An 18595-nucleotide genomic window follows, 5' to 3' on the forward strand; every position below is an offset into this window, starting at 1 on the left:
ACATCGAGCAAAAAAGGACAAAACATGATTGATCTCAAGGGCAAGCGCGCCCTCGTCACCGGAGGATCCAGAGGGATCGGCGCGGCAATCGCGCTGGCGTTGGCCGAACACGGGGCGGACGTCGCGATTACGTATCAGAATTCGGTCGAGCGTGCGGACAGCGTCGTATCCTCGATCAAAAAGCTGGGCCGCCGTGGATTGGCGATCCAGGCCGACAGCGCCGATCCCGACGCCATCAAGCGGGCCGTTAGCGAGATCGTCGCAACGCTCGGTGGTCTCGATATTCTGGTCAATAGTGCCGCCATCGCACTGGCCGGAGCAATTGCGGATATTGATCTTGCAAAATTCCAGGAATTGATGGACGTCAACGTGCGCGGGCCGGTCGCCTTTGCACAAGCCGCGATACCGCACCTGCCCGAGGGCGGCCGCATCATTTCGATCGGATCGGGCCTTGGAGATCGCGTCCCATTTCCGGGCGTGACGGCCTATGCAATGTCGAAGTCGGCGCTCCTCTCTTTCACGCGTGGCTTGTCGCGCGAGCTTGGCCCGCAAGGCATCACCGTGAACCTCGTTGCGCCCGGGTCAACCGACACCGAGGCAAACCCCGCTGATGGCGAAGGTGCTGATTTCCAGCGGAGCCTCTCGTCGATCGGGCGTTTCGCGCAACCGCGCGAAATCGCAGATGTTGTCGCATTTCTCGCAAGCCCTGCGGCAAAGATGGTGAYCGGCGCGGTCGTTGCCGTCGATGGAGGCGCGAACGCGTAAACTGGTCACGCGGGCAAACGTTCTTGCTTGGCCTCAACCCCGATGTGAATGCCGTTGCCCTGCGAGGTCATCGGGCCGCCATCAACACAGGCATCCCCATGACCTCGCGCAGGTTAAGGCTGAGGACCGCTAGGCCGCTAGGGTAGACCCAAAGCTGCCTGACTGCTGCCCCACCAGACAGCCGACAGCACATTCTTGCTAGAACCTTCACGGCTCGAAGCGATAGCGATGCTGTGCGTCGATCATGGAGGCGAATGATGATCGCTCGCACCGCCTTGTACTTCGCGTTGATGTTGCTTCCGGCCTGCACCCTCCAGGAGCGCCCGCAGGCCCTGCCCTTCGACCAGCAGAAGGGAGCCGAGGTCGTCGGCTACGGCACGGTCCGATTCTGGGCCGATGGCAACGACAKCCGCGTCCCGGCCTATCTCGACGACCAGTATCGGCAGATTGCGGCATCGGGCTGCCGTGCCTGCCGGAAGGAGGCGAGCTTCCTGGCGATCTCCGGCGGAGGCGGGGCCGGCGCCTACGGAGCCGGCCTCCTCAAGGCCTGGAGCGAACGGGGCGACCGACCGCGCTTCGAAGTGGTCACCGGCGTCAGCACCGGCTCGCTGACTGCACCCTTCGTGTTCGCCGGCCCTGCCTATGATGCTGCACTGGAGGAGATTTACACGCGCTATGGCGACAGCGATTTGTTTCGCAATAGGGGCATCTTGGGCCTCCTCGGCGATTCCCTCTACGACACGGAGCCGCTGCGCCGCCTGATCGAGCATCACGCCGACGACGCCCTGCTCGATACGATCGCGACCGAGCACCGCAAGGGGCGGCGGCTGCTCGTCCAGACGACGAATCTCGATGCGCAGCGACCGCTTATCTGGGATCTCGGCGCCATCGCCGCCAGCGGCAATCCGGAGCGCCGCAAGCTTTTCGTCGATACGCTCCTCGCCTCCGCGGCCATTCCGGGCGTCTTCCCGCCGGTCGCGATCAATGTGGCCAGCGAAGGCCGGCTCTATGACGAGATGCATGTMGACGGCGGCGTCTCCGCTCAGATCTTCTTCGCGCCGCCGGGGCTCGACCTGAACGGTGCTGCCCGCCGCCATTTCGGGCAGGAGCGGCATCTGCGTCTCTACGCGATCCGCAACGGCAAGCTAGGGCCCGAATACAAGGCGAGCGAACGCAGCGTGGTGGCGCTGGCCTCCCGCTCCATCACGACGTTGGTGAAGTACCAATCGCTCGCGAACATCACGACGCTGTCGGAGGTTGCGCGGCAGATGAAGGCCGATTTCGCCTTTGCGGCCGTGCCTAAGAGCTTCACAATGCAGCCGCGCTCGGAGTTCGATATCCTCTACATGCAGGCTCTTTTCAAGGTCGGCTATGAGGATGCCTTGCGGGGACGGGCATGGAGCAAGATCCCGCCCGCCTCGCCGATGTTGGCGCTGCGACGCTAGGCATGCCGAGCTCGGCCGAGCGAGAGAAATTGCGGGCCCGCCACTATCGCGTTAGCTTGCAAGGCTGCTCCGCTATGGAAGGGCTTCCAGTGACTGACCCCAACCGACTGCCGCCCCGCATATGCGAGCTTGGTCCGGATGAACAGGCCGACCTAAAGCGGTTCGCCGCCAGCGACGCAGGCGGTTTTTGCTTATCTCCGTTCAGCGATAGTTCGCGAGATAAGGCGGGTTGCAAATCGAATCCACGCGTCTCGATGATGTGCGAATCGTTGTTGCCGGCCCCACCGAAACGGCCTCGTTGGTCGCCACGGAGCGCTCAGTCGAATTGCTGACCGTCACGCGTTGCGCTGAAAACCGGTCATCGTCCGGACATCCTCAACGATCTTGTCGGCGAGGCTTTGCGCCGCGGGCGACAGCTTCTGCTTGCGCAGCGTGATCAGCGCCATGCTGCGCGTAATGCTCGGTTCTGTCAGCTTCAGCACCGCCGTTGCCTTGAGACTGGCGCTCTTCAGCCGGGAGGCCGGCTGCACGGCGACGCCAAGGCCGGCCTCGGCCATCGCGATGACCGTCTCCGACTGGATGAACTGGTATCGTGTGGGCACCTCCAGTCCGAGATTCTGCATGGCATCGTCGAGGAGCCTGCGCACCGCGGTCTCCCGGGTCTGCACGAGCATCGGAAGTTGCGACAATTCGGTCAGGGTGATGCTGTCGCGAGGGCGATCGAGAAAATGATGGGGCACAAGGGCCTGGAGCGGCTCGACCATGATCGTCGTGAAGTCGAACGTCGTGCCCTCGTCCTCGGGGCCTATCGCGAAGTCGACTTCCTTCTGCCGCAGGGCCTCGTAGAGATCCCGGGACGTCAGCTCCCGGACCGAGACGGCGATGCCTGGATAAGTCCGCACGAACTCGGTCAGCACCGGGGGCAGGTGAATGGAAGCCATGTGCGAAKAACAGGCCAGGGATAGCTGCCCACGCTTGGCGTCGCTCTCCTCGCGGATCCGGCGCAGGCCCAGATTGATCTCGTAAAAGGCCTTCCGCGTGCTGTCGCGGAGATGGTTCCCCTCCACGGTAAGCTTCACGCTGCGGGTTGTCCGCTCGAAAAGGCTCACGCCGAGCTGCGCCTCGATCTGCATGATCTGGGCGCAGACGGCCGAGTGCGACCGGTTGAGCGTTTCCGCGGCGACCCGGAAACTGCCCTTTTCCGCAACCACCAGGAAGGTCTGAAGCACCTTCATGTTGATGCCGCCGATGACGTCCATTGCGGCGCTCTCCCGCTGGTCTGAAAACCTGACCAATCCGTAGGATTTTGCGAATTGTTTTACCAGCGGGGAACGCTACGCTCCTTGGGCTGCGAAGCGATTTTCGGATGAAGCCGGCTTGAAGAAATGGTCCGGCACATCCGGCAGGGGAGGACATGATGGGATCGAGGAAGAACGCGAGGGATCGCCGGGCGCGTGCTGCGCGCGCAGCCMGGTCGGCTGCGGCGAACCCGGTGCTCTCATTCTGCGCCCCATCGCGCCGTTCATCTCAGCGCTGAGTGCCACCCTGTTCTTCGCTCCCTGGCGGATGAGCGGGCGCAGCCGGACGCATCTAAGCAACAGCCCCGAACACACGTCCAGGCCGGTCCTGATCATCCCTGGGATTGCAGCCGACTTCCCATAACGCACGCGGATATTGCCCCAATGGTCTATCATCACCTCTATTCGAAATTCGCCAGGGACGGCCATGTGCGGGCCGGCGTCATCGGCGCCGGCAATTATGGCACCGCGATCGTCACGCAGGATCCCCATACCCCGCGTCTCTCGGTCGTCATCGTCGCGGATATTTCGCTGGACGCAGCCAAGGGCGCGTATCTGAAGGCTGGCTTCGAGCCCGCGATGATCGCCTATGCCGATAGTGTCGAGGCTGCGCAGAGCGCAATCGATACCGGCAAACGGGTCTACACCGACAAGCCCCTGATTGTCGTCGATCTGCCTTCGGTCGACGTCGTCTGCGAAAGCACCGGAATTGCCGAGGCGAGCGTCGTCTATGCGCTGAGAGCGATCGAAAATCGCAAGCACGTCGCCATGATCACCAAGGATTGCGACGTCACGGTCGGCCCGATGCTGAAGAAGCTCGCCCGCGAGGCGGGGGTCGTCTACACGCCGGTCGACGGCGATCAGCATGGACTGTTCATCCAGTTCTATGAATGGGCCAAATCTGTCGGCCTGACGGTCATCAGTGGTGGCAAGGCCACGGATGGGGAATTCATCTACGACGATGAAACGGGTGTCGCGCGCGTCATCACGGACAAGCCGATATATTCACCCTATCAAGCCTCGTTCGTCGTCGACCCGGAAGATCGCAAATACCTCCAGATGATTCCCCAGGGACTCACGCAGGACTATGTCGCGCGACGCACCGCAATATTGAATAAACTGCCGCAGCCTGGCTCCTATGATCTTTGCGAGATGACGATCGCGGCAAACTATACCGGCCTGTCTCCGGCGGTCGATACGCTCATTCATGCGCCGCTGCGCATCACGGAAATTCCGGTCGCCTATTGCGAGCAGGCGCATGGCGGCCTGTTCGATCGCGCCGGCAAGATCGACCTCGCCACCTGCCTCCGGGCCCCCACGGAGTCGGGTCTCGGCGGCGGCGTCTTTCTGGTCGTGCGCTGCGACAACGCCTATTCGAACCACGTCCTGACGACGAAGGGGCAGATCGCCAATTACGACGACACTGCCGCAGTGATCTATCGGCCCTATCATCTGTGTGGCGTCGAGACGTCGACCTCGATCTTGATGGCCGGTCTGCTTGGCATTGATACCGGCTCGGACGACTACCTGCCGCGGTATGACCTGGTGAAGATCGCCGCGCGCGACATTCAGGCGGGCGAGATATTCGGCAACGATCACAGCCCGCAGCTGGTTGCGCGCATCGTGCCCGCGCAGCCCGTCGCGGCGGGCAATCTGGCGTGCTCGCATCTGCTCGTCGGGAACCGCGCCTTGGTCGATATCCCGGCCGGGACCGCGATAACCTATGACATGGTCGAGGAGCCCGCAGCCTCGCCGCTCTGGAGCCTGAGACGGCGGCAGGACCAGACCTTTCTGACGCAAGGTGAGGCCGTTTCTGCCCCCACGCTGGAACAGGTGTGATGGCAGCTCGCCCCCGGATCGTCCTGTTTCACGCGACGCCCGTCGCGATCGAGCCTGTGATGTGGGCGATGGCGCGGCTGTGGCCGGAGGCGGAACCGGTGAACCTGCTGGACGACAGCCTGACGACAGACCGTGCCAGGGATGGGGCGGATCTGTCTGAAGGGCTGACAGAGCGCTTCGTCGATTTCGGCCGCTATGCCCATCGCATCGGTGCCGACGGCATCCTTGTCACCTGCTCCGCCTTCGGCCCGGCGATCGAGCGCATGGCGCAGACGCTTCCCATTCCGGTGCTGAAGCCCAACGAAGCCATGTTCCGCCGCGCCATCGCCACCGGTGGCCGTGTCGGAATGCTGGCGACCTTCGCGCCTGCCGTCTCCACCATGACCCGCGAGTTCGAGGCCTTCGTGACGGAGGCACGGGCTGCGGCAACGCTCGATACGATCGTCGTCGACGACGCCATCGCCCTTTTGAACAGGGGCGACGCCGACAGCCACAATCGCTTGGTCGCCGAACGCGCGCGCGATCTGGGCGGCCACGACGCGATCATGCTGGCGCATTTTTCGACCTCGCGCGCGGCCGTCGCGGTGCGGGCAGTCGTCGATGTTCCCGTGTTGTCGGCCCCGGACGCGGCCGTTGCCCGAATGCGCGAGTTAGTCAAAGGGGGCTGATGCCGTTTGCCCCCTGCCGGGCCGCTTTCCGATGAAGACCGAAGCCAAGCAGCGCTATCTCGAGACCAAGACCTGATATCCCGCAGATCAAACATGGGGCTCCGATCAACGAGGGTTCCCGACCAAGGAGGAGATGCAAATGCCCGGCTTTTTCAAGACGACCTGTGCCGCGATGGCCCTGGCTGCTTTCGCGGCAACAGCGGCGGTGGCTCAAACGACATCAACCACCTATCCGGCCGCCTACGCGGACGTGGTGGCGGCGGCGAAGAAGGAGGGCAAGGTCGTCGTCTACTCKCCGACTGATTCCGGGCAGGCCAACGCGCTCATCAGTGCGTTCCAGAAGAAATATCCCGGCGTCACGATCGACTATAACGACCTCTCGAACACGGCAATCTACAACCGCGTGGTCAGCGAGTTCGCGGCAAAGCAGGTCGGCGGCGACGTGGTCTGGTCGGTCGGCCTCGATCTCCAGGTCCGCCTCGTAGAGGATGGTCTGGCGGAAAGCTATGTATCGCCCGAGGCGCCGAACCTGCCCGGTTTCGCGAAGTACAAGGACGCCGCCTATCTGACGTCGATCGAGCCGGGCGTGATCCTCTACAACAAGAAGCTCGTGCCGGTAGCGATGGTGCCGAAGAACCTGGCCGACCTGACCCGGCTCCTGAAGGAGCATAAGGAGGTCTTCCAGGGCAAGGTCGCAAGCTGGGACCCGGAGAAGTCGGGGCAGGGCTATGTCGCCATGCAGGACGACATGCGCCACAATCCCGGTTTCTGGGCCTTGATGTCCGCCTTTGGCGAGGCCGGCGGCAAGATCTACTCCAATTCCGGGCAGATGCGCGAGAAGGTGGTCTCCGGAGAGGAGATCATCGCCTTTTACGTCAATGGCGCCTACGCGACCGAATGGGTGAAGGCCAATCCGACGCTGGGAATCATCTATTCCGACGAGCGCACGAGCGCCGTCTCGCGTGCGGCGCTAATCGCCAAGAACGCGCCGCATCCCAATGCAGCCAGGCTCCTGATCGACTTCATGCTCTCCAAGGAGGGGCAGAAGGTGATGGGTGAATCCGGACTTCCCTCTGTCCGGAGCGATGTCGAGGGCGTGCCCAATTTCAAGAGCCTGAACGAGCTCGCGAATGGCAAGCTGCAGCCGATCGCGCTCGATGCGGCGCTGCTCGAGAATCTCGATAAGACCAAGCGAGCGGATTTCTTCACCCGCTGGAAGCAGGCGATGCGCCGCTGAGCGGCCCCATCACGCCAAGGCAGAGAAGGACTATTTCATGCGTGCCAGGGGCGATGCCTTGGGTTTYCGCGGGATCACGATCGGCCTGCTCGGATTGCTGGTTCTCGCCCCTGTCGGGCTCATCATCTACCAGAGCGTTCTCGACGGTCCATTCTTCTACGCGACCGCGGGATTCAGCTTTTCGTCCTATGCCTATATCTTCGCTGATCCGGATTTCTATCGTGCGCTGTGGACGACGCTCGCTTTCGCGGTCGGCCTCGTCGTCATCGCGGTGCCGCTCGGGGCAGCGCTCGCCTTCCTGCTGACACGCACCGACATCAAGGGGCGTGCCTGGATCGAGCCCGTCGTGCTGGTGCCGATGTTTCTGTCGGCACTGGTCCTCGGTTTCGGCTATACCGTCTCGGTCGGGCCCTCGGGCTTCGTCTCGCTCGCGGTACAGGATGTGCTGGGCTTCGTGCCCTGGAATATCTACGGGCTGCCCTCGCTCATCGTCATCGGCGGCCTGAGCCATGTGCCTTACGTCTATCTCTATGTCTCATCGGCGATGCGGAACCTCCCGGCCGATCTGGAGGAGGCGGCGCGCACGATGGGCGCCGGCCTGCCACGGATCGCGCTGGAGGTGACGCTGCCGCTCGTTCTGCCTGCGCTGGTCTACAGCGCGGCGCTGAATTTCCTGCTCGCCTTCGAGAGCTTCGGCCTGCCGCTCGTACTCGCCGATCCCAGCGGCGTACTCGTCCTGACGACTTATCTCTACAAGCTCACGACGCTGCTCGGCGTGCCGTCCTATCATCTCATGGCAGCGGTTGCCGTGCTGCTGCTGCTCGTCACCTTGCCGCTTGTCGCGATCCAGCGCCGCCTCCTCGACCGCTCGCGCCGCTATGCCACGGTCGGTGGCAAGGGCGGCCGGCCGACACGGATCAAGCTCGGGCGGGCGGGCCAGGTCGTTGCGCTCTCCCTGATCGGGCTGTGGCTGCTGATCTCGGTCGTCCTGCCCATCAGCGGGATTGCCGTTCGCGCCTTCGTCGACTCCTGGGGGCAGGGCGTGGATCTGCGGGAGCATCTGACGCTGGCGAATTTCCAGCAGCTGTTCCGGATCTCCAGCCTGTCGCGCGGCCTCGTCAATACCGGGCTGATCGCGGTGGTCGGGGGGGYGATCGCGGTTGCGGTCTATCTCGTCGTGGCATTGGCCGGGCATCGGAATACGAGCTTTGCCGCGGTGGCGCTCGACTACATGATCCTGCTGCCACGGGCCCTGCCAGGGCTCGTCATCGGCCTCGCATTCTTCTGGCTGTTCCTGTTCGTGCCATTCCTGTCACCGCTGCGGGCGACGCTGGTGAGCCTGCTCGTCGCCTATGTCGTGGTCGGCCTGTCCTACGGCCTGCGCCTGATCCAGAGCACGCTGCTTCAGGTTTCGCCCGAGCTCGAGGAAGCGGCCCGCACCAGCGGGGCGAGCCTGCAGCGCACCTGGACCGAGGTGGTGATCCCGATCGTCCGTCCCGGTCTCTTCGGCGCCTGGGCGATGATCATGATCATCTTCCTGCGTGAATACGCGACGGGCGTCTATCTCATGACCAGCGGAACCGAGGTGATCGGGTCGCTGATCGTCTCCCTTCTGGCCAGCGGCGATCTCGCCACGATCGCTGCCCTGTCCCTGATCAGCGTCACCTTCACGGCCCTTGGCCTGGCGGTGGCCTTCCGCTTCGGAGCCTATGCCAAATGACGGATCTGCGCGTCGAGAACATCGAATTGAGTCTCGGGGCGACCCCGGTCCTCAAGGGCGCGACCTTCGAGGGGCGCCGCGGCGAGATCGTCGCCTTGCTGGGCGCCTCCGGCAGCGGCAAGACCACGCTGCTGCGGTCGATCGCGGGGCTCGAACACCCGTCAAAGGGACGCATCACCATCGGGGGGAAACCTGTCCTCGATGTCGAGCGCCGCTTCAGCCTGCCGCCGGAGCAGCGCGATATCGGACTCGTCTTCCAGTCCTATGCGCTCTGGCCGCATCGCACGGTGGCGGAGAATGTCGCCTTCGGCCTGAAGCTTCGCGGCGTTGCGGCAGCCGACATCGGCCGGCGTGTCGCCGAGATGCTCGGGCGGCTCGGGCTCGGACATCTGGGCGAGCGCTATCCGTTCCAGCTATCGGGCGGGCAGCAGCAGCGCGTCGCGATCTGCCGGGCACTGGTCTACGAGCCGCGTGCGATACTGCTCGACGAGCCCTTGTCCAATCTCGATGCGAAGCTGCGTGACGAGGCCCGCTATTTCATCCGCAAGCTGATCCTTGACCTCCAGCTCTGTGCCGTCATCGTGACGCATGACCAGAGCGAAGCGCTGGCGATGTCCGACAGGGTGATCCTGCTCAAGGACGGCGCCATCCTTCAGGAGGGAACGCCGATCGATATCTATGAGAACCCGCGCAACCGCTATGTCGCGGAGTTCCTCGGCGCGAACAACCTGCTTCATGGCGAGGCGCGTACCGGGCCTGGCGGGGTGACCTCCATTCATGGCGCAGGCTGGCAGCTGGCCGGCTCCGCGCAGGACGGGGTGACCTCTCAGGCCGCGGTCGCGGTCGTCCGCGTCGACAAGGTGCGGGTCGCCGATGGCCCCGGCCAGAATCGCGTTCCGGTCGAGATCGAAGCCAGCATCTATCTCGGGCAGCACTGGGAATACCGGATGTCGCTGGGCGGCGCGCATCTGCGTGCGTTCGGGCCGCACCCCATCGCTCCCGGGCCTGCCTGGTGCGAGTTTCCGGCCGAGAGCGTGTGGATCTTCGCCGACCGCGCGTCGGCCTGACCCCAGCGTTCAAGCAGGCCGCTTCCAGTGCCGGACGAGCCGCGCGCGGCGAAGGGAACACTGTAGCCAAAGGACGGAAAATAAGATGAAGATTGCAAGCATCAACGCCGTTCTCCCAGTTGACCAAACATCGCCAGGGGCCTCCTTCCCGGCACACGTCGAACGGCTCCGAGAACCGTCAACTGCTTGAACGCCTCGCGATCAGCTGCTCCGATCTCATGCAGATCCTCCGGAACGCATCAGCAAACTGCCTCAAAGGTTACCGCGATCTCGATGGACCCAAGCGTGGCATCGCTTGCTCTCCGAGGACCGTCGCATCAAATGCATCCATCAGCTCGAAGTCGTTGCCCCCCTGCGGAGCTCCTGAATTTCGCGAGCCGCTTGCGATGATTCCTCACACATTGCGCTAAGTCCCCAGCAGCCTGCCGGAAAGCGGACGTCGCCAGCGTCAACAATGGGGCATCCTTCACCGTTTGGCGGGCTGCCGCGAACGTCTTACTTGGGTCGATCCTGGCCTTTCGATCTCGGTCCGAAAGCTGATTCGGTCGAGCCCTTCAACTCGGTTGCTTCCCTCGTATCCTCGCAACTGATCAATCCGGCGCCCTCGGCAGCACGCCCACGACCGCCCGCCCGCGCTCAGTTAGAGCGTAGGTGCTAAAGCCCGCCCACGCTGGCGCGGGCGCCCATTCGATCAGACCCTTGCGAATCAGTTCGTCGCGCGACTTGCTCGGCCGCAAATCGACGCGGCCGGTGTCTGGCCGAAACAATTGCAAAATCCAGATTTCATCGCGCGTCAGCATCCGCCTTCGGTCCACTCTCGGCGAGCGCCTACCAGCAATTTCGTTAGCGGAGCATCGAGCGCCGCGGAGGACTTGCTACTCCGGAGACCCCTCGCTCCGAAGTTCCTGTCCTAACGGGGCGTATCGACCGGCAACTGGCCGGTGTCTCCCACACCTCAGCGGGTGCGCACCGTGCGGAAATAGCTGGCGACATCACCGCCTCTGCCGGCCCACGAGGTGCATAGATTCCAGGCGACATCGCCGCTCGATCCGACATACTGGATATCGGTCTCGAGACCTAAACCAGCACATGAGTCGCCTGCGCCGCCTGCTGTGGATATCGTCACATCAATACAATCGATAGAGGCATCGGTATGGAGATCAATCCGATCTTTAAAGTCATTGACCCCAACAACGTGCCCGAGATCCTCGCAGTCGGTCCCTACAACTGCTCCTGTGCCGGTGGGCTCACAACCTTAACATTCACCCATGTCCAGCTAGATGCCGCCGCACTGTTCCAGTCTACGCCTGCCATGGAGCAGGTCGCGGTGGTTCGTGCTCGTATCGTTCTTCCAACGGAGAGCCTCCGGAATCTTCGTGATTCCCTCAACCAATTAATAGCTGGAGCTGATGCGCAGAACTCCCCCGGATACTCGGAAAGCGCAAATTGACCAAAGCAATCAGTTGCGCAGTCTGGTCCGACTGACCTGGCTTGCGATTGTCCAGAGGTCTCAGTCCGCTGTAATCCAATACTTACCCGGAAAACTTGACGCCGATGCGTCCAGGTGGGGGCGTTGAACTTGCTTCAGCGCTAGCGGTGGCGGGGCTGAAGTCCACGCCGCGTATGGGGCCATAGTCAGTCCCTAGCTATGAGCGCGAAAGCGCGAAGCGAAGAGCCGCACGCCATGGTGTGTGCGAGCCCACGGATTAGGGTATCTGGCTTCACGGCTGGGCGAGGAAGGCTCAAGTTGGCGCCCGGAACTAATTCGGCCAGATTGGATCAAAGGGCGGAGGGATGATCCGCCGAACGTGATCTGCAAGTATTTGAAATTACATTTTAAAATCCGATGCGATGTTCCGTATCCCAGCATTTGCCCCAACGCAGATGACATTCCGGGCCGAGCGCGCCGCCTTTCGAACCTTCGGACAGCTAGCTGTCGTTTCCAAGAAGGTTGTTCAGTCTTGTCCATGGCGACTTTCCGCCGAGGGCTCAGTGAGGGCGGGAGAGGTTGTAGTTGTCGGCCCATGGTCCGATGGCGGCCTGGCGCTCTGCCGAGCTCTGATAGGGTCTTGCATAGGCCCATTCGCGCAGGCTGGTCTGGATGAAGCGCTCGGCCTTGCCGTTGGTTCGCGGGGTGTAGGGCCGGGTGCGGAGATGGCGGGCGCCGGCCTTTGCGAGCGCGGCTGCGAAGAGCTTCGAGCGATAGGCCGAGCCGTTATCGGTCATCACCCGTTCGACCGTGGCGCCGAGACGGCCGAACCAGGCGAGCGCGCGTTCGAGGAAGGCCGTCGCGTCGTCCCGGTCGAGGCTTGGCAGAACTTCGACGAAAGCCAGCCGCGAGGCATCGTCGATCGCGACATGGAGGAGCCGGTCAGCCTGCCCGAACGTAGCTTCCAGGTGCCGGTTCGATCGGTTTCAGCCCGCCGGTACCGGGCCGGTAGGCGGGAACCTCCTCGGCGCCACGATGGGCCTCCATCCAGGCCAACCAGTGAGGCCACCACGACCCCTCGTGTTTTTCGGCGCCAGCCAGCCACTCCTGCGGGCTTTCGGGATAGTCGCTCCGTGTCCAGTAGCCATACTTTGACCGATTGCCCGGCGGATTGATTACCCCCGCGATATGGCCTGAGCCCCCCAGCACGAAGGTCGTCTCGCCGCCCAGAAGCTGCGTGGTTGGATAGATCGAGGTCCAGACCGCGATGTGGTCTTCCTTGGTGGCAAGCACGTAGAAGGGAACGTCGCTCTTACCGAGGTCGATGGGCGTACCGTCCATGGTCAAATGGCCGGGCTTTCGCAAGCCGTTCTCGATATACATCTTTTCCAGGTACCACAGCAGCATCGCGGCGGGCAGCCGAGTACTGTCGCTGTTCCAGAACAGTAGATCGAACGCGGGCGGCTTGCGGCCCATTAAATAGTTCATCACATGGAAAGACCAGATCAGGTCGTTCTCGCGAACCATCGAGAACATGTCCTGCAAGTGATGGTTTTCCAGGTAACCATTCTCAGCCATGTGCTCGCGCAGAACCTGAAGGCGGTCGCGGTCGATGAAGACGCCAATCTCGCCCACATCAGTGAAATCGACCATCGTGGCCAGGATCGTCGCTGTCGCGACACGCTTGTCGCTGCGCGCCGCCATCCAAGCCATTGTGGCCGCCACCAGGATCCCGCCGATGCAGAAGCCGAGGATGTCGAACTTTATTTCGCCGGTCGCCTTACCCATCACGTCCAGCGCCGCGAGTGGGCCGAGGCGCATGTAATCCTCGAAGCTCAGATGGGCGTGCGCACTCGTGGGATTCACCCACGAGATCAGGAAGACACTGTGGCCCTGCGCCAGCATGTAACGGACCATGCTGCTGTCCGGCTTCATGTCGAATATGTAGTATTTGTTGATCCAGGGCGGCACGAAGAGCAGCGGGCGCTTATGCTGCATCTCCGTCAGCGGCTCGTAATGGATGAGCTGCATCAGTTCGTTTTGCCAGATCACCTGGCCGGGTGTCGACGCCAGATCGCAGCCGACGTGGAAGGCTTTGGGGTCGTGGGTGGCGATGTCGAGCCTCCCCTCTCCGCGTTCCAGATCGTCCAGCAGGTTGCGGAATCCATCTAGCAAGCTGCGTCCTTCAGTTTCCAAGAAACGGTCACGCGCCGCCGGGTTCAACGCCAAGTAGTTGCTGGGCGAGAGAGCGCTGAGCAATTGCCGGGTATAGAAGCGGACGCGCAGGTTGTTCTTGCCGTCATGGGGCAGCGACCCGAGAAACTTCTCAGCCGCCCGTTCGATTGCCAGGTGGACGTCGCGCAACCCTCGGCTGAACGGTTCCGAACTCCAGCGACCGTCGCGGAAGCGTCGGTCACTGCTGTCCTCGCCCGGGCCGGACCAAGCTTCGAGCCAGGCGCTTGAGGCGTCCCTCCACAAGTTTATCTGGAATTCGGCCAGCGCCCAGGGATCTTTCAGGAGTTGCAGCGCCACCTGGGTGTAGGCGTTGGCTACCGTCTTKGCATCGACCACTGAGTAATCCTGCCCGGCAGCTTGTGCGACCGCCTTGGCGTGGCTCCACAGCGAAAGATCCAGCGCGCGCTGCATCAGCCCGACGAATTCGGCGGTTTGGTCGGCCATTCTCGACTGGTCCATCCCGTTCCCCTTGTCCACAGCCATGCTGCGCTCGGAAGCTTCTGCCTCAGTGCGAACAGAGTGGCAGAAAGTGCCCGATCGAGCGCGGCCCCGAATTCAGTTCATCAAGAATTCCTAGTCGGCCTCCTCGAGTTACTTGGGCGGCAGGGTGGCGCAATATCGGGGCGAAAATACAGGGACGTTTCATCAGAGGCCCGCGGGCTCCCAAGCTCAGAGGAGTCCGCGGCAATCTCGCCTCGGTGGCGGCGGGCTCGTCGGAGATCGGCGAATCGACGCAGCGCTGATGCCACTCATTGCGCCGCCTTCAATGCGCCAGTGATCCGGGAGCTATTCGTTCGTCTTTATTGGCACCTGGCCCTGCTCCATCACCAATGGACTGCGGGACAAGCCTCCGATGCGATCACGATCTTCGATCAGGGTATGGTCCAGGCGGTGGCCTCGCTCATCCTGCTCAGCGGCATAACCGACCGCGACCCTGTCGCACGCGCGCTCGACATCGTGCCGAAACCGGACCTGCTCATCCGCTTCGAGGCGCCACGCCCCCTCCTGGAGGTGCGCCTTCGGGATCGCTGGCAGAAGATCGGTCCGCTTCAACGCTACTTCGAAATCGATCTGCAAGGCAGCCTGGACCATGTGGACCATGTCGATCTGATTTCGGACATGGTCAGCGCACGCGGGCTCCCCATGAGCCGCATCAGCAGCATCGATGCCCCAAGCCGCAATCTGTCGATCGATCGGATCACCACCGAGGTGCAGGCCAGGATCCGCTGTCGCGGAGGAGCCTACAGCACGCGGTTATCCGGCGCTCTCACATTAAGGCATCGGCCCGAAAGGCGGCTTGCTGTTTTCGCGCGATGGCGAGGGCTCGGTGCTTCCATATTCTATCACGCCTGAGGACGCACTGCGTAGCATGCCGAAATAGTGGGAACGAAAGGCGGGGACGAGGGCCAGCGTCGGATAGAGCGGGTCTGTGAGTGTGCCGAGCCGGTAGGCGATGGGAGGAAGCAGCGTTTTCGAGGTCAGCTCAATCTCGAAATCAGGAAACAGGTCCTGGATGCGGCGCCGTGTCATGGCCCTGACATTGCGGTTMCAGGGATTGGGATAGCGCAGGTCATACCAGATGATCACTCCGTCCGGCGTCAGGACGCGGGTGATCTCGCGCGCTACGTTACTGGCCATGCCGGGGCTCAAGATCGAGGAGAACACCGTGAAAACCAGGATGAAATCGAAACGCTGGTCGGGAAACGGCACGTGCTCGGCATTCGCTTCCGTGAACGATACGTCCGGGCATTTCCGTTTGGCGGTTGCGAGGCTTTCCGGGAGCAGGTCGACCCCGAACAGACGGTCGTTGGGAAAGCCGTAGCGCTGCAACTGGTGGATCAGATCCCCTGTCCCGCAGCCCAGATCCAGGACCCGATAGCGCTTGAGGGGAGGGGTCGTTTCGCGATCAAGCAACCGGTACAGGGCGATATCGCGATCGCGCACCATGCGCAGGCGTCCGGGGCGTTTCTCCTTCTCCGGGTTTACGCGATCCCTGTCCGCATATTTCGCATAGGCGGATTTGAGGCGATCGACCTCGGCCGCCGTCGTGTGATCGCAGACATCGTCAGTGTGTGGACGCATTTGAACGACCGGCATTGCAATCTCCCAGGCTGAATCGCCGATTGCCTCTCGCCAGCAGATGCGCTCGGGGCCATGCCACCCTTTCCAGGCGTGGGGATCAATTGGAACCCTACCGACAACACAGCGAGCGGGACGACCGAACCGGCATCGTGCGTACCCATCGAGGCCTGGTCGCCGCTGAGCTCGAGCTCCCGCCTCATCCGGCCAGACGGTCATCGAGACGCCTGCGAGAGTTTGGAGGCCGCGACGCCCACGGTCGGCATCCAGGTCGCACGCTATGCGAGGGCTCCATTTGCCCGGGGCTTCGGTTTCAAAGGTCAGCTGCGCCCAAGCGAGCCAAGACTGTCTCTGGTAGGCGCGAGGCAAAGGCTCGACATCCTCCGAATGGAGGATGACCCGGCATTTCCAGGCCGTCCGAGTGAACATTCTCCCGTGGCACCGAGACGCCGTCCTGGCGCAATCGCTGCTGGCTTCGTTCATGCGAAGGATGATCAAGGCGGTCGCCGAATGTGCGGTGGCGATCGACGCCAACACCTATTCGGTGCCGTGGCGCTGATCGGCCAGCGGGTCCGGGTCACGGCCGGCGATGAGATCGTGCGCATCCATCATGGCGGGCGGGAGGTGGTCAACCATGCCGAGTTAAAGGGGCGTCATGGCCGGATCGTCGACGATGCTCATCTGGCCGCCTTAGTCGGAACGGCCGAGTGGCTCGTCTCGCTCCGCTAAGATCACTTCCGGATCGACGAGGCCGGCCGCCGCGAACTCAACGATCCGGGAGGCGCTGACGCTGTTTTGCGAGCGGGAGGTCGTGCGCTGCGATCAGCGCCGGATCGACATGTCCTTCGGGCTCGCGCGCTTTCCCTACGTGCGCGATCTCACCGGACTTCGACTTCGGGGCACACTTCTCGCTCGACAAGGCGCAGATCCGCGAGATCGCTACGGGACGATTCATCGCCAATGGCGAGGCGGTCCTGCTTCGGGGCCCGCCGGGCGTGGCCAAGACCCATCTGGCGGTCGCGCTCGGACGCGAAGCCATCGTCACAGGCTACTCGCTTCACGCCGGCGACGACGTTGGTCGCGCAACTAGCCAAGGCCTATGCCGAGGGGCGCCTCGAGGAGAGGCTCAGCCACTACGCCAAGCCGAAGCCACTGATCGTCGTTGAACGTGGCTATCTGCCGTTCGAGCTCGACGCCGCGCATCTGTTCTTCCAGCTGGTCAGCCGTCGTTAAGCTGGGCGCGATGCCGGTAACCTCCAACCGGGCCGTCAGAGAATGGGGCTCGGTCTTCGGCGATCCGATCGTGCGACAGCTATCCTCGATCGGCTCCTGCACCACAGCCACGTCATCACCATCCGCGGAGACAGCTATCGGCTCCGTGAAAAGCGTCGCAGCGGCCTTTTGCAAAAGGCTGCTGCGACGCATCAACCCGCAACCTCCTGAGAGGAAACGGCTTGGGGGTCAGTTCTTTATGACGGAGTGGGGTCAGTTTCGGATGGCGGTGGACAGCATCGAATTTCTCGCGCGGTCAGCCGGCTCGAGTAACATGGGGCCGGCGGTCCACCTCTAGTGCAGCACGCMCGCGAGAGCTTGCGGGCCACCGCGACGATCACGCGCCTGCGGCCCTTCAGCCGGGAAAGCCGCGCGCCGAACTTGCGCAGTGGCGACGATTGTCCTCGACCGTTCATGATCGTGTTCGCGGCCAGGAACAGCGCCGAGCGCACCTCGGCATCGCCGGCTTTCGATGTCCGCCCCGGGTTGTCGCGCTCGCCTGACTGGTCGTGGTGCGGCGTGAGCACGAAGTGGGCCGCCACTGTTTTTGACCGCCGGAGCCGTGTCGGATCGTAGACGGCGGCCTTGAACGTCAATGGTGCGATGGAACCGACGCCTGACAGCGTCATCGCCCGCCTGGTTGCGGCACCGAGAGAGCCGAACGAACCGGACCATGGTCGCAGGTTTCGCTGCCACGCCCTCAGACCAAGGTCGGAGGTTTCGGCCCCAATGGGCACAGACCAGCGGCCCCCCAAAGGCACGCGCTGGTCCCGAAAATACCGTGACCTTGTCCTCTAACCACCTATACGTTGGTGGAGTTAATGTGCCCCTAATATTAATCCGCGTTTTGCAATTTGGGGTCCATCATGGCTTCGAGCTTTGTTGTCAATCTCGCCGATCTGAACAAGATTCTTGAGCAGATCAAGGTTGCTGAGCGTAATATTGCGGGTGAAAGTCTTGTCGATATTATCGGTCAAGATGCATCCTTGCTGCCAATCGGCCTTAGAACGGTCGATGGCAGTAACAATCATCTCCTKCCAGGTCAGAGCCAGGCYGGCGCTGCGGACGRAATCTTCCCGCGGCTGCTGACCCCGACCTACATCAATGATGCCGATGGCGACATGATGCCGCTCGGCCCCCCCGGAGCACCGGTCGTCACCAATACCAATTACGACCCCACCATCACCACCTCGAGCAACCAGCCGGGTGTKAACGTCCACAGCGTCGCGGATGCCGAYCCTCGCATCATCTCGAACCTGATCGTCGATCAGACGCTGACCAACAGGTCTGCCCTGATCGCGGCGCTCGAGAGGAGTGCGGCGGCCGGTGGTATTTCGCTGACGCCAGGGTCTTCCGTCGCGGCAGCCGCCGCCGATCTGATCCTGGCCGCGCGTGATGCGGCTGCCGCGGCTGCTCCCTTCGCCGCGGCAACGGCGTTAGCTTACGGGCAGGCCGTGACGGCTGCGGGAATTGTACAGACCCAGATCAGCAGCGCGCTTGCGAGCCTGACGGCGCTTCGCGCCGACGTGGCCGCCGATGGC

General features: G+C 62.9%; 18 protein-coding genes and 1 pseudogene. 13 read left to right on the forward strand and 6 right to left on the reverse strand.

The window, feature by feature from the left end:
• The first annotated feature begins 24 nt into the window (after positions 1-24).
• Together AC1DJT_RS11740 and AC1DJT_RS11745 are read left to right on the forward strand one after the other, a co-directional pair.
• The gene (locus AC1DJT_RS11740; RefSeq protein WP_476834109.1) at positions 25-765 is read left to right on the forward strand and encodes an SDR family NAD(P)-dependent oxidoreductase; all 741 of its coding nucleotides are present in this window, start codon (positions 25-27) and stop codon (positions 763-765) included.
• 257 nt (positions 766-1022) lie between these two features.
• On the forward strand, positions 1023-2210 hold the full coding sequence (locus AC1DJT_RS11745; RefSeq protein WP_476834110.1) for a patatin-like phospholipase family protein: 1188 nt from the start codon (positions 1023-1025) through the stop codon (positions 2208-2210).
• A gap of 335 nt (positions 2211-2545) precedes the next feature.
• On the opposite strand, the gene AC1DJT_RS11750 is transcribed toward AC1DJT_RS11745, so the two are convergent.
• Complete coding sequence (locus AC1DJT_RS11750; protein WP_476834111.1) at positions 2546-3469, reverse strand: LysR family transcriptional regulator; 924 nt, start codon at positions 3467-3469, stop codon at positions 2546-2548.
• A gap of 423 nt (positions 3470-3892) precedes the next feature.
• Between AC1DJT_RS11750 and AC1DJT_RS11755 the strand changes: the two genes are divergently transcribed.
• From AC1DJT_RS11755 to AC1DJT_RS11775, 5 genes are all read left to right on the forward strand, one after another.
• Entirely contained in the window at positions 3893-5347 is a 1455-nt protein-coding gene (locus tag AC1DJT_RS11755) for an NAD(P)H-dependent oxidoreductase (RefSeq protein ID WP_476770498.1), read from the forward strand.
• Entirely contained in the window at positions 5347-6015 is a 669-nt protein-coding gene (locus AC1DJT_RS11760) for an aspartate/glutamate racemase family protein (RefSeq protein ID WP_476770499.1), read from the forward strand. The genes AC1DJT_RS11755 and AC1DJT_RS11760 overlap by 1 nt, the downstream gene beginning before the upstream one ends.
• Positions 6016-6154: 139 nt before the next feature.
• Positions 6155-7252, forward strand: coding sequence for an ABC transporter substrate-binding protein (locus AC1DJT_RS11765; RefSeq protein WP_476770500.1), 1098 nt, complete (start codon positions 6155-6157; stop codon positions 7250-7252).
• Between the two features lie 37 nt (positions 7253-7289).
• On the forward strand, positions 7290-8972 hold the full coding sequence (locus tag AC1DJT_RS11770) for an ABC transporter permease (RefSeq protein WP_476834112.1): 1683 nt from the start codon (positions 7290-7292) through the stop codon (positions 8970-8972).
• On the forward strand, positions 8969-10039 hold the full coding sequence (locus AC1DJT_RS11775) for an ABC transporter ATP-binding protein (protein ID WP_476833193.1): 1071 nt from the start codon (positions 8969-8971) through the stop codon (positions 10037-10039). Before AC1DJT_RS11770 ends, AC1DJT_RS11775 begins: the two co-directional genes overlap by 4 nt.
• Before the next feature lie 590 nt (positions 10040-10629).
• On the opposite strand, the gene AC1DJT_RS11780 is transcribed toward AC1DJT_RS11775, so the two are convergent.
• Positions 10630-10839, reverse strand: coding sequence for a hypothetical protein (locus tag AC1DJT_RS11780; protein WP_476769850.1), 210 nt, complete (start codon positions 10837-10839; stop codon positions 10630-10632).
• Positions 10840-11192: 353 nt separating this feature from the next.
• On the opposite strand from AC1DJT_RS11780, the gene AC1DJT_RS11785 reads away from it, so the two are divergent.
• Positions 11193-11489 carry a hypothetical protein gene (locus AC1DJT_RS11785; RefSeq protein WP_476769849.1) on the forward strand — a complete coding sequence of 99 codons (297 nt, stop codon included), beginning with the start codon at positions 11193-11195 and terminating at the stop codon, positions 11487-11489.
• Positions 11490-12028: 539 nt separating this feature from the next.
• On the opposite strand, the gene AC1DJT_RS11790 is transcribed toward AC1DJT_RS11785, so the two are convergent.
• On the reverse strand, positions 12029-12436 hold the full coding sequence (locus AC1DJT_RS11790; RefSeq protein WP_476833221.1) for a DDE-type integrase/transposase/recombinase: 408 nt from the start codon (positions 12434-12436) through the stop codon (positions 12029-12031).
• The gene (locus tag AC1DJT_RS11795) at positions 12411-14186 is read right to left on the reverse strand and encodes a PHA/PHB synthase family protein (protein WP_476769848.1); all 1776 of its coding nucleotides are present in this window, start codon (positions 14184-14186) and stop codon (positions 12411-12413) included. The genes AC1DJT_RS11790 and AC1DJT_RS11795 overlap by 26 nt, the downstream gene beginning before the upstream one ends.
• Before the next feature lie 408 nt (positions 14187-14594).
• Here AC1DJT_RS11795 and AC1DJT_RS11800 point away from each other — a divergent pair, with 408 nt between their 5' ends.
• The gene (locus tag AC1DJT_RS11800; protein WP_476834113.1) at positions 14595-15056 is read left to right on the forward strand and encodes a hypothetical protein; all 462 of its coding nucleotides are present in this window, start codon (positions 14595-14597) and stop codon (positions 15054-15056) included.
• On the opposite strand, the gene AC1DJT_RS11805 is transcribed toward AC1DJT_RS11800, so the two are convergent.
• Positions 14976-16001, reverse strand: coding sequence for a class I SAM-dependent methyltransferase (locus tag AC1DJT_RS11805; protein ID WP_476834114.1), 1026 nt, complete (start codon positions 15999-16001; stop codon positions 14976-14978). The two genes, AC1DJT_RS11800 and AC1DJT_RS11805, sit on opposite strands and share 81 nt — an antisense overlap.
• Positions 16002-16176: 175 nt before the next feature.
• On the opposite strand from AC1DJT_RS11805, the gene AC1DJT_RS11810 reads away from it, so the two are divergent.
• From AC1DJT_RS11810 to AC1DJT_RS11820, 3 genes and pseudogenes are all read left to right on the forward strand, one after another.
• Entirely contained in the window at positions 16177-16341 is a 165-nt protein-coding gene (locus AC1DJT_RS11810; RefSeq protein WP_476769845.1) for a hypothetical protein, read from the forward strand.
• On the forward strand, positions 16332-16511 hold the full coding sequence (locus AC1DJT_RS11815; RefSeq protein ID WP_476769844.1) for a Mu transposase domain-containing protein: 180 nt from the start codon (positions 16332-16334) through the stop codon (positions 16509-16511). Before AC1DJT_RS11810 ends, AC1DJT_RS11815 begins: the two co-directional genes overlap by 10 nt.
• A 146-nt stretch (positions 16512-16657) precedes the next feature.
• Positions 16658-17225: pseudogene (locus tag AC1DJT_RS11820) on the forward strand (ATP-binding protein).
• A 26-nt stretch (positions 17226-17251) separates the two neighbouring features.
• Here the strand turns inward: AC1DJT_RS11820 and AC1DJT_RS11825 are convergent.
• Positions 17252-17683, reverse strand: coding sequence for a transposase (locus AC1DJT_RS11825; RefSeq protein ID WP_476769843.1), 432 nt, complete (start codon positions 17681-17683; stop codon positions 17252-17254).
• Positions 17684-17920: 237 nt separating this feature from the next.
• Here AC1DJT_RS11825 and AC1DJT_RS11830 point away from each other — a divergent pair.
• Positions 17921-18595: hypothetical protein (locus AC1DJT_RS11830; RefSeq protein WP_476834115.1), on the forward strand; the 675-nt coding region annotated here is incomplete at its 3' end.

Source organism: Allobosea sp. 05T422_2, from assembly GCF_056396265.1.

Bases quoted from the DNA above. Each gene is read 5' to 3' on its own strand.
- AC1DJT_RS11755 (WP_476770498.1), top strand. From the start codon at position 3,893: ATGGTCTATCATCACCTCTATTCGAAATTCGCCAGGGACGGCCATGTG.
- AC1DJT_RS11760 (WP_476770499.1), top strand. From the start codon at position 5,347: ATGGCAGCTCGCCCCCGGATCGTCCTGTTTCACGCGACGCCCGTCGCG.
- AC1DJT_RS11775 (WP_476833193.1), top strand. From the start codon at position 8,969: ATGACGGATCTGCGCGTCGAGAACATCGAATTGAGTCTCGGGGCGACC.
- AC1DJT_RS11780 (WP_476769850.1), bottom strand. From the start codon at position 10,839: ATGCTGACGCGCGATGAAATCTGGATTTTGCAATTGTTTCGGCCAGAC.
- AC1DJT_RS11785 (WP_476769849.1), top strand. From the start codon at position 11,193: ATGGAGATCAATCCGATCTTTAAAGTCATTGACCCCAACAACGTGCCC.
- AC1DJT_RS11810 (WP_476769845.1), top strand. From the start codon at position 16,177: ATGACCCGGCATTTCCAGGCCGTCCGAGTGAACATTCTCCCGTGGCAC.